Annotated in this window: 2 protein-coding genes; one reads left to right on the top strand and one right to left on the bottom strand. The window is 59.5% G+C overall.

The annotated features are described in order from the left end of the window. Window positions 1–583: 583 nt before the first annotated feature. On the bottom strand, window positions 584–913 hold the full coding sequence (locus tag ON22_RS26685) for a hypothetical protein (protein ID WP_043740707.1): 330 nt from the start codon (window positions 911–913) through the stop codon (window positions 584–586). Between the two features lie 493 nt (window positions 914–1,406). Between ON22_RS26685 and ON22_RS26680 the strand changes: the two genes are divergently transcribed. Continuing rightward, window positions 1,407–1,808 carry a hypothetical protein gene (locus tag ON22_RS26680; RefSeq protein ID WP_156052493.1) on the top strand — a complete coding sequence of 134 codons (402 nt, stop codon included), beginning with the start codon at window positions 1,407–1,409 and terminating at the stop codon, window positions 1,806–1,808. Window positions 1,809–1,833 lie beyond the last annotated feature (25 nt).

Here is a 1,833-nt window from a genome sequence, read left to right as displayed (position 1 = left end):
CCGCCTCGCACCCTACAAGCGTCCCAGGGCGGTCGAGATTCTTACGGACCTGCCGAAAACACAGACCGGCAAGATTCGCCGACGAGCGCTGCGTGATCAACACACCGACGCCTGAGACTGATAGATAAGCTCCACTTGCGTGCCGCGATTCCGGCAGGAGTATGGCCAAATCGATCGGGTTGAACAACGGCGCTTTCGCACACGTCCGGCCCCATGGGCGAAGCTCGGCATCCTTGTCCCTGACCTCAAACTGCCAGGCACGGCACGCGCCGCCGACCGCGGCGTTCCGCGCTCAGTGGATGTCCGTAGAGGGGCGCGAGGATTTGCTGTCGTCGCCATTGCCGTCGGCTCTGTCGTCACCAGCCACCGCCTTTCGACCTCTTCATTACGAGTCGAATACGTTGTGTCCGCGCTGGTATCGCGATCGTCCGCGCTCCTACGGGAGGTGCTGAAACACCTCCGTAGGAGTCTCGCACTGTCCGCGGCTGTCGCGTGGACTTGTGACAACTCGGTGACACGGCCAGGGCCTCACACTGCCAGGCAAGGCCGTGTTGCCGACCACGTAGTTTCCGCTCGGCGTGCGCTACGGAAGTAGTGACAAGACGGTGATTACCGAGAGTCCCCCGGCGAAGGTGGCACCAAAAGCGGCAGCGCCCCGGAGCGCGGCTTGAATCTTCGTGGCGCCGTTCATGCTGTGCCCGATTGCCATCACCAGCCAGGCGATTACCGCGATCGCGACTGCCAGGCAGAAGGAGAGGGCGAACGCTGTCGTGTTGTCAGTGAGCTTTGCGAGGGTATCTACAGCCTCGATATGGGCGCAGGTCAGGTGTTGGCAGGTTGACGCCGGCGAAGAATCGCTTGGAACGTCCTGGATCAGATTGATCCAATCGGAGCTACGGGTTATGGTCGCCATCGGCGGCTCCTTCAATTTGCTTCTGAACAGGGGGCACCACGGCGGACCGTCGAGGACGATGCTCCTTCCTGGGCAAGAGGGGGGAGCACACCCCCGGGTTGGGGACCGCTGTCGCATTTGCTGCGCTGCCGTTCGGCGGAACGCTGTGGCTTGGTTGAACTTTAACCCTCATGCACCCCGCAATCACGAATCAGTAACGCGCAGAAATTCGTTGGATGAATCCCCTCGGCAGGCTTGCTGGCGAATTCCTGGCAAAATTTGCTGGTCAGGCGACGCTACACATAGCGCCAGTAGGCAAATCTGAACTAGCAGTTGATACTTCTGTGCCAAACATCACAGGCTTGCAGTGATGGGGCTCACAACCGGTTTGGTAGCTTCCGATATCCCGATGACAGTCTTGCGGGGACAATAGGCCCAAATGGGCTTAATGTCACACAGATGTGCGTCAAGCAAATCTTGACGCGAACTTTGATGTAATGGTTTTCTTGACACTGTGAGTATTGAATCGCCTGACCCTCAGGGACGTGCCGTTCCGGCGGTAAGTGAATCGGACATTGCTAAGGCGGTTGCCCAGCTAACGTTGGACATCCACCGCAAATGTGACGAGCTCGCTGGGCAGCTACTTAACGAGGCAGCGGAGCAGGACGGCATCGCAAGGCCAGTGGGTATCGAGCCGCTGACGGGTGAAATATGGATCGAGTTCGAGTTGACGAAACTGCGGATCCGTCACCAGGCGAATGTGGACCTGGAGCTCGCGGCGAAATCGGCGCGCAGCGCTGGTGCCACTTGGGTGCAGATCGGGTCTGCTTGCGGGGTCACCAGACAGGCAGCTTACGACCGCTGGGGGAAACGCACCCAGAAACCAGCAACTGGCAATCCCAGTCGACTTGACTGATCGACCTAAGGCGTTGCTTGCAGCG

Source organism: Nocardia carnea NBRC 14403, assembly GCF_000308515.1.
Taxonomy (GTDB): Bacteria; Actinomycetota; Actinomycetes; order Mycobacteriales; family Mycobacteriaceae; genus Nocardia; species Nocardia carnea.
The sequence above is the reverse complement of the archived record's forward strand: the minus strand, read 5'-3'. Positions and strand labels throughout refer to the sequence as shown.